Below are 8,028 nucleotides of genomic sequence, written 5' to 3'. Positions count from 1 at the left end.
CGCGGGGTCTCGCCCAAACTCGCTTCGCTCAAACAAGGGCGAGCCCTGATCCGCGAAACGCTGCGCTCCTCGGCGCAGCCAGAGGGGCTTGGAGGCCGGGCGGGCCGTCGCTGCGCTCGGCCACCACGGCGCCAAAGGCGCTGCGCGCTTTGGGCGCCTTGTGCTTGTGCTTTCAACGGAAAGAGTTGGTCATAAGCAAGCAACAAAGACTTCGTTGGGGAACGAGGCGCACGCTTCTACATTCGCGGCATGACTGCCGTTCTTTCTCGCGTTCCCACTGCAGATGCTCCGGCGCAGCCCTTCGAGGTGCGGCCTTTCGATGCGCCTGTCGGTGCGGAGATCGTCGGGCTCGACATCGCTGAGCCGATCAACGCCGCGGACTTCCAACGCATCCACCGCGCGCACCTGGACCACCACGTGCTGGTCTTTCGCGACCAGCGCATCACGCCCGCACAGCACATCGACTTCAGCCGCCGCTTCGGGCCGCTCGAGATCCACGTGCTGCACCAGTTCCAGCTGAAGAACCACCCCGAGATCCTGATCGTTTCGAACATCAAGGAGAACGGCGAGCCGATCGGTCTCGGCGACGCGGGCGTGTACTGGCACTCCGACATTTCGTACAAGCCCCATCCCAGCCTGGGCTCGCTGCTGCACGCGCAAGAGCTGCCGAGCGAAGGCGGCGACACGCTGTTTGCCGACCAGCACCTGGCATGGGAGGCGCTGCCTGTCGAGCTGCAGCAGCGCATCCTGCCGCTGAAGGCAGAGCACAGCTACCTCGCGAAGTACGAGGAACTGCGTGCGAAGAATCCGTGGCGGCCCAAGTTGTCTCAAGCGCAGATCGACCAGGTCGCACCCGCCGTGCAACCCGTGGTGCGCACGCACCCGGAGACGGGGCGCAAGGCGCTGTTCGTCAGCGAGCACTTCACGACGCGCATCGTCGGCCTGCCGCAAGGCGAGAGCGATGCGCTGCTGGCCGAGCTGTTCGCGCACAGCGTGAAGCCTGAGTTCGTGTACCGCCACGCGTGGGCGCCGCACGACCTGGTGTTCTGGGACAACCGCTCGCTGATGCACCTCGCGGCAGGCACGCCCGACCACCTGCGCCGCCGGCTCAACCGCACCACCATCGTGGGCGACACGCCTTTCTGATTTCCTCTTCTCCTTCTCTTCCGGACTTTCCAATGAACCGCTTCACCCGCCGCGCCGCCGCGCTCGTCACCGGCCTTGGCCTTCTCGCCGGCAGCCTGGCCGCGCACGCCGAAGGGCAGATCCGCATCGCCGAGCAGTTCGGCATCGTCTACCTGCTGCTCAACGTGGCGCAGGAGCAGAAGCTGATCGAGAAGCACGCGAAGGCCGCGGGGGTCGATGCGAAGGTGGAGTGGGTCAAGCTCTCGGGCGGCTCGGCGGTGAACGACGCGCTGCTGTCGGGCAACATCGAGATCGCGGGCGCCGGCGTGGGGCCGCTGCTCACGCTGTGGGACCGCACCAAGGGCAAGCAGAACGTGAAGGGCGTGGCCTCGCTGGGCAACTTCCCGTACTACCTGGTGAGCAACAACCCGAACGTGAAGTCGATCGCCGACTTCACGGACAAGGACCGCATCGCGCTGCCCGCCGTGGGCGTGTCGGTGCAGTCGCGGGTGCTGCAGATCGCGTCGGCCAAGCTGTGGGGGGACAAGGAGTTCAACAAGCTCGACAAGATCAGCGTGGCGCTGCCGCATCCCGACGCGGCGGCGGCGATCATCAAGGGCGGCACGGAGATCACGGGGCACTTCGGCAACCCGCCGTTCCAGGAGCAGGAGCTCGCGGGCAATCCGAACGCGCGCATCGTGCTGAACTCGTACCAGGTGCTGGGCGGGCCGTCGTCGGCCACGGTGCTGTACGCGACCGAGAAATTCCGCAACGAGAACCCGAAGACCTACAAGGCGTTCGTCGATGCGCTCGACGAGGCGGCGAAGTTCGTCACGGCCAACCCCGAGAAGGCGGCCGACATCTACCTCAAGGTGAGCAACGCCAAGCTCGACCGCGAGCTGCTGCTCAAGATCATCAAGAACCCCGAGGTGCAGTTCAAGACCGCGCCGCAGAACACCTACGTGTTCGCGGAGTTCATGCACCGCGTGGGCGCGATCAAGAACAAGCCGGCGTCGGTGAAGGACTATTTCTTCGACGACGCGCACACGGCCTCGGGGAACTGACGCGATGCTGTCCCGGCTCGAGCGCCTGGCGGGGCCGCCCGCCGCGGCCTTCCTCGGCGGCAGCGTGGCGCCTCAGCGGCCGGCACGGCGGCGCGGCGTGGTGGCCACGGGCGACGCGGCACCGCCGTACGTGCACGAGGCGCTGCTGCAGGTCGACGGCGTCAGCCTCGAGTACCGCACGCCCGAGCGCGTGGTGCGCGCCACGCACCGCGTGAGCTTCGACGTGCATGCCGCCGACCGCTTCGTGCTGCTCGGGCCCTCGGGCTGCGGCAAGTCCACGCTGCTCAAGGCCGTGGCCGGGTTCATCCCGCCGGTTGAGGGCGAGATCCGGCTCGACGGCCGGCGCGTGACGCAGCCGGGCCCCGACCGCATCGTCGTGTTCCAGGAGTTCGACCAGCTGCCGCCGTGGAAGACGGTGAAGCAGAACGTGATGTTCCCGCTGCTCGCCTCGCGCACGCTGGGGCGCAAGGAAGCGGCCGAGCGCGCGCTGCACTACCTGGACAAGGTGGGCCTCTCGAAGTTCGCCGATGTGCACCCGCACCAGCTCTCGGGCGGCATGAAGCAGCGCGTGGCGATCGCGCGGGCGCTGGCGATGCAGCCGCGCGTGTTGCTGATGGACGAGCCCTTTGCCGCGCTCGACGCGCTCACGCGCCGCCGCATGCAGCAGGAGCTGCTCGAACTGTGGGACGAGGTGCGCTTCACGCTGCTGTTCGTCACGCACTCGATCGAGGAGGCGCTGGTGGTCGGCAACCGCGTGGCGCTGCTGTCGCCGCACCCGGGGCGCATGCGCGCTGAACTCAACAGCCACGGTCACTCGCTCGACAGCCTGGGCGGCGCCGACTTCCAGGCCACCGCGCGGCGCATCCACGACATGCTGTTCGAAGAAGAGCAGGGCACCCCATGAGCACCCTGACGCCACCCATCCGCCCCGAATACGAACGCACGCTCGAGCCCTTCACCGAACTGCCGGTCGAACGCGCGCTGCCGCTGGCCACGCGCCTGGCCTCGCACACCTGGCTGCGCAAGGGCCTGATCCTTGCCGTCATCGCCGTGCTGTGGGAGCTGGCGGCGCGCTGGCAGGACAACGACCTGCTGCTGCCCACCTTCACCGCCACCGCCCGCGCGCTGGCCGAGGGGCTGGCCAGCGGCGAGCTGGTCGAGAAGGTGCGCATCTCGCTGGCCGTGCTGCTGCAGGGCTACCTCGCAGGCGTGCTGCTGGCCTTCGGGCTCACGACGCTGGCCGTGTCCACGCGCATCGGGCGCGACCTGCTGGACACGCTGACCTCGATGTTCAACCCGCTGCCCGCGATCGCGCTGCTGCCGCTGGCGCTGCTGTGGTTCGGGCTGGGGCGCGGCAGCCTGGTGTTCGTGCTGATCCATTCGGTGCTGTGGCCGCTGGCGCTCAACACCTATGCGGGCTTCCAGGGCGTGCCTGAGACGCTGCGCATGGCGGGGCGCAACTACGGGCTGAAGGGGCTGCGCTACGTGCTGCAGATCCTGGTGCCGGCCGCGCTGCCGTCGATCCTGTCGGGGCTGAAGATCGGCTGGGCCTTTGCGTGGCGCACGCTGATCGCGGCCGAGCTGGTGTTCGGCGCTTCGTCGGGCAAGGGCGGGCTGGGCTGGTACATCTTCCAGAACCGCAACGAGCTGTACACCGACCGCGTGTTCGCGGGCCTGGCGCTGGTGGTGCTGATCGGCCTGCTGGTGGAAAGCCTGGGCTTTCGCACGCTGGAGCGGCTCACCGTGCGGCGCTGGGGCCAGCAGCGCTAGCCCGCGGGTGAAGGGGCCGGGCGGACGAATGCCCCGGCGATGGCGCAAGGGCTGCGGGCTCGGGTCTAATCGCAGCTTTTGGCACGCGTTCTCCTTCCCATGAGCTCTTCCGCCCCCGACCTTTCCGCGATCGCCGGTGCGCTGGCCGATGCGGCCGCCGCCCAGTCGATGCGCTACTTCCGCACGCCGCTGGACATCATCACCAAGGCCGACGAAAGCCCGGTCACGCTGGCCGACCGCGCCGCCGAGACGGCGATGCGCGAGATCCTCGGCGCGCGCGTGCCCGCCGACGGCATCTTCGGCGAAGAGCATGGCCCCGAGCGGCTCGACGCCGACCGCATCTGGGTGCTCGACCCGATCGACGGCACGCGCAGCTTCATCACCGGCTCGCCGCTGTGGGGCACGCTCATCGGCGTGCTGCAGGGCGGTCGCGTGGTGCTGGGCATGGTCGACATGCCGGTGCTGAAAGAACGATGGATCGGCGAGGCCGGCAAGGGCGCCACGCGCGACGGCCAGCCCGTGCGCGTGAGCGGCTGCACCGAGATCGCCAAAGCCCGCATCGTGACCACCTCGCCCGACATCTTCTCGCCGGCCGACTGGAGTGCCTTCGACCGCCTGAGCCGCCAGTGCGCGATGCGCCGTTTCGGCGGCGACTGCTACGGCTACGCGCAACTCGCCGGCGGCACCATCGACCTCGTGGTCGAGACGGGGCTGCAGCCCTACGACTTCCTGGGCCCGGCGGGTTTGATCGAGGCCGCCGGCGGCGTCGTCACCGACTGGGAGGGCCGGCCGCTGGGGCTGAATCCCGACCAGCGCGTGATCGCTGCAGCCACACCCGAACTTCACCGACAAGCCCTGGCCGTGCTGGCCGCCTAGACTGTCGGCATGTTCCGCTGGCTGATCGTCGTCGTCCTGGCGCTGGTGCTCATGAGCGGCCTGACCGCCTGGCTGCGCCGCTTCGGCTTCGGACGGCTGCCCGGCGATTTCGAGTTTCGCGCCTTCGGCCGCGACTGGCAGCTGCCGATCGCGAGCACGGTGGTGCTCAGCATGATCGCGGCGCTGGTCGCGCGGCTGCTCTGAGCACGGCGCGGCGACGACTGAGAAAGAAGAGAACCCCGCAATGAGAGCCTGCGTAGACATCGGCGGCACCAAGGTCGCCGTGAGCCTTTCCGCTTCGAGCGACGCGCCGCTGATCGGCCGCCGCAGCGAGCCCACCGCCAAGACCGGCAGCAACGACGCCGTGGCGGTGCAGATCCTGCGGCTCATCGACGAGGTCTGCGCCGAGCAGGGTGTCGACCCGGCCAGCATCGACCGCGTGGGTGTGTCGTCGACCGGGCCCTTCGAGCTGCACGACGGCATGGTCGAGCTGGCCACGCCCAACATCTGCGGCGGCATCGCCGGCCCCTCGCGCGGGCTGCCCAACGACTGGATGACGGCCATCGTCGAGGCGCCGCTGGCGCGCCGCTTCGCCCGCGTGCGCGTCGAGAACGACGCCGTGGCCGCGCTCGAGGCCGAGCGCCACTGGGGCGCGCTGAAGGGGCTCGACAACTGCGCCTACGCCACATGGAGCACCGGCGTGGGCGTGGGTCTGTGCGTCGACGGCAAGGCGCTGCGCGGCAAGAACGGCAACGCGGGCCACGCGGGCCACAGCTTCGTGGTCGACGACGACAGCGGCGCGCTGTGTGGCTGCGGCAACCTGGGCGACGTGGAAGCGCTGGCCGGCGGCAATTCGATCGCGCACCGCTTCGGCCAGCCCGCGGCCGATCTGTTCACGGCCGCCGCGGCCGGTGACGCCGCGGCACTCGAGAAGGCCGACGCGCTGTGCCGCGTGATCGGCCGCATGCTCTACAACCTGGTCATCACGCTCGACCTGCAGCGCATCAGCCTGGGCGGCAGCGTGTTCTGGCACCACCGCGACTTCGTGCTGCCGCGGCTGCAGGCGCAGGTCGACGGCAAGCTGCCGCCACTCACGCGCGGCGTGCTGCTGGTGCCCGCCGGGCTCGGCGACAAGGTGGGCGACTATGCGGCCCTGGCGTTGCTCGACTGAGCCGCGGCGCGCGACGATCGCCCCCCCGTCGCCGGCGGGTGCTTCTGCGCCGCGCAGCCTTCCTCGACGATCCGTCCGAGCCGCCGCAGCCCCGCATCGACCGCTTCGCTGAACGGCCAGCCGCAGTTGATGCGCAGGTAGTGGTCGAAGCGCGAGGCGTTCGAGAACTGCGCGCCCGGCGCCACCAGCATGTGCTCGTGCAGGGCCGCCTCGAACACCGCCACCGACGACAGCCGATCAGGCAACTCCACCCACAGCTGGAAGCCGCCGCGCGGCAGGTTGAGCCGCGTGCCGGCCGGGAAGTAGCGGGCGATGGCGTCGGCCGTCTGGTCGCGCTGCGTGTGCAGGCGTTCGCGCAGCCGGCGCAGGTGGCGGTCGTAGCCGCCGCTGGCAATGATCTCGCCCGCGGCGATCTGCGCCAGCGCCTCGTTGTTGCGCGTCTGCGCGTACTTGAGCATCTCGACCTGCGCATGCCAACGCCCGGCCGTGATCCAGCCCAGCCGCAGTCCCGGCGCCAGCACCTTGTGCAGCGAGGCGCAATACACCACGTTGCCCGTGCGGTCCCAGGACTTGATGGCGCGCGGCGGCACTTCGGTTTCCACCAGGTCGCTGTAGGTGTCGTCCTCGACCAGCGCGATGCCGTGGTTCTCGCACATCTGCACCAGCCGCTGCTTGTGGGCGTCGGGCATCACGCTGCCGATGGGGTTCTGCAGGTGCGGCACCACCACCACGGCCTTGATGTCGTCGTAGGTGTGGATGGCCAGGTCGAGCGCCTCCAGCGAAATGCCGGTCTGCGGGCTGGTGGGAATCTCCAGCCCGCGCAGGCCCAGGCTCTCGAGCACCTGCAGCAGGCCGTAGAAGGTGGGCGATTCGACCGCGACGGTGTCACCGGGCTTGGCGATGGCGCGCAGCGCGAGGTTCAGCGCCTCGATGCAGCCGTTGGTCACCAGCACGTCGTCGGGCGCCACCGTCATGCCCACGCGCAGGTTGCGCTGGGCCACCACCTGGCGGAACTGCTCGTGGCCTTTTTGCGAAGAGGCCGTGGTCAGCAGCTCGGGGCGCTGGCGCAGCGCGCGCGTCATCGCGTTGCGCAGCGCCTCGGCCGGGTAGAGCTCGGGCGCGGCGCGCGAGATCGCGAAGTTGAGCTTCACGTCGTTGAGGCGCCCGCGCGCCATGAAGTTGGCCATGCGCGTGCGCATGTTGACGAACTGCGCCGGGTCGGGCGGCAGGCCGGACACTGGCTCTTCCATGGCCGCGATGGCCAGGCGCTGCGGGCGGCGCACGAAGTAGCCCGAGCGGTCGCGTGCCTCGACCCAGCCTTCGCTTTCCATGGCGCGGCACACCTGCAGCGCGGTCGAGAGGCTGATGTCGTGCAGCCGCATCAGGCTGCGCAGCGAGGGGAGCTTGTCGCCGGCCTTGAGCGAACCGGCGTGGATCGCGTCGACGTAGTGCGCCGCGAGCTGGCGGTAGAGCGGTAGCGAGTCCATGGGTCGATGTTCCCCGCATCGGGCATCCGAAAACAGATGCAGTTGACTGGGAAAAAGACCATAACAGATGGCGTGGCGGCCCGGCTGTTCCGGTCGCAATAGCCGTCGGGTGTGCCTGTTTTTCGGGCGGCGGAATTCCTACGATGAAGCCCACATCCACCCGAGGTCCGCCATGATCACCACCCTGTCCGAAGCCCCCGATTCCATCGTCCTCGAACCCGGCCAGTCGCTGCGCACCGCCGTCGATGCGGGCGCCTGGCTTCAGCTGGCCGAGGGCCGCGCCCGCGTGGTGTCGCCGCCGGGCTGGCTGGGCGAGACGGTGTTCATGACCGAGACGCTGCTCGGCGAGGGCGACATGCACTGCGTGCCGCAGGGCGGGTGGATCGAGGTGTCGGCGGTGACGGCGGTGCACCTGCGGGTGCATGCGCCCCAGCGCGCGGCCCGGGCCACGGCGCCGGTGGCGGCGCGGCCGGTGATGCGCTTCGTGCGCCTGCTGACGGGGTGGTGAGGTCCGGGGCAGGGCGCCTGCCCCGAA

Annotated in this window: 9 protein-coding genes; 8 read left to right on the top strand and 1 reads right to left on the bottom strand. The window is 69.6% G+C overall.

From position 1 onward, the window contains the following. Positions 1 to 249: 249 nt before the first annotated feature. The 7 genes from AC07Y4_RS16240 (at position 250) to AC07Y4_RS16210 (ending at position 6,006) form a co-directional block, all read left to right on the top strand. The gene (locus tag AC07Y4_RS16240) at positions 250 to 1,146 is read left to right on the top strand and encodes a TauD/TfdA dioxygenase family protein (protein WP_487848059.1); all 897 of its coding nucleotides are present in this window, start codon (positions 250 to 252) and stop codon (positions 1,144 to 1,146) included. 32 nt (positions 1,147 to 1,178) lie between these two features. Next, the gene (locus AC07Y4_RS16235) at positions 1,179 to 2,189 is read left to right on the top strand and encodes an ABC transporter substrate-binding protein (RefSeq protein WP_070060080.1); all 1,011 of its coding nucleotides are present in this window, start codon (positions 1,179 to 1,181) and stop codon (positions 2,187 to 2,189) included. A 4-nt stretch (positions 2,190 to 2,193) separates the two neighbouring features. Further along, positions 2,194 to 3,093, top strand: a complete 900-nt coding sequence (locus AC07Y4_RS16230) for an ABC transporter ATP-binding protein (protein WP_487848058.1) — start codon at positions 2,194 to 2,196, stop codon at positions 3,091 to 3,093. After that, positions 3,090 to 3,959, top strand: coding sequence for an ABC transporter permease (locus AC07Y4_RS16225; RefSeq protein WP_095743641.1), 870 nt, complete (start codon positions 3,090 to 3,092; stop codon positions 3,957 to 3,959). The genes AC07Y4_RS16230 and AC07Y4_RS16225 overlap by 4 nt, the downstream gene beginning before the upstream one ends. Before the next feature lie 99 nt (positions 3,960 to 4,058). Beyond that, on the top strand, positions 4,059 to 4,835 hold the full coding sequence (hisN, locus tag AC07Y4_RS16220) for a histidinol-phosphatase (RefSeq protein ID WP_487848057.1): 777 nt from the start codon (positions 4,059 to 4,061) through the stop codon (positions 4,833 to 4,835). A gap of 9 nt (positions 4,836 to 4,844) precedes the next feature. Then, a complete protein-coding gene (locus AC07Y4_RS16215) occupies positions 4,845 to 5,039 on the top strand; it encodes a DUF2905 domain-containing protein (protein ID WP_056575522.1) in 195 nt (64 codons plus the stop codon). A 40-nt stretch (positions 5,040 to 5,079) separates the two neighbouring features. After that, positions 5,080 to 6,006 carry an ROK family protein gene (locus AC07Y4_RS16210; RefSeq protein ID WP_070060077.1) on the top strand — a complete coding sequence of 309 codons (927 nt, stop codon included), beginning with the start codon at positions 5,080 to 5,082 and terminating at the stop codon, positions 6,004 to 6,006. Here AC07Y4_RS16210 and AC07Y4_RS16205 read toward each other — a convergent pair. Then, complete coding sequence (locus tag AC07Y4_RS16205; protein ID WP_495274826.1) at positions 5,979 to 7,493, bottom strand: aminotransferase-like domain-containing protein; 1,515 nt, start codon at positions 7,491 to 7,493, stop codon at positions 5,979 to 5,981. The two genes, AC07Y4_RS16210 and AC07Y4_RS16205, sit on opposite strands and share 28 nt — an antisense overlap. Before the next feature lie 172 nt (positions 7,494 to 7,665). Here AC07Y4_RS16205 and AC07Y4_RS16200 point away from each other — a divergent pair, with 172 nt between their 5' ends. Continuing rightward, complete coding sequence (locus tag AC07Y4_RS16200) at positions 7,666 to 8,001, top strand: hypothetical protein (RefSeq protein ID WP_062477921.1); 336 nt, start codon at positions 7,666 to 7,668, stop codon at positions 7,999 to 8,001. Positions 8,002 to 8,028: the final 27 nt, after the last annotated feature.

It is taken from the genome of Variovorax sp. GW460-12-1-14-LB1 (assembly GCF_059423605.1).
This window is presented reverse-complemented; position numbering and strand designations above follow the sequence as displayed.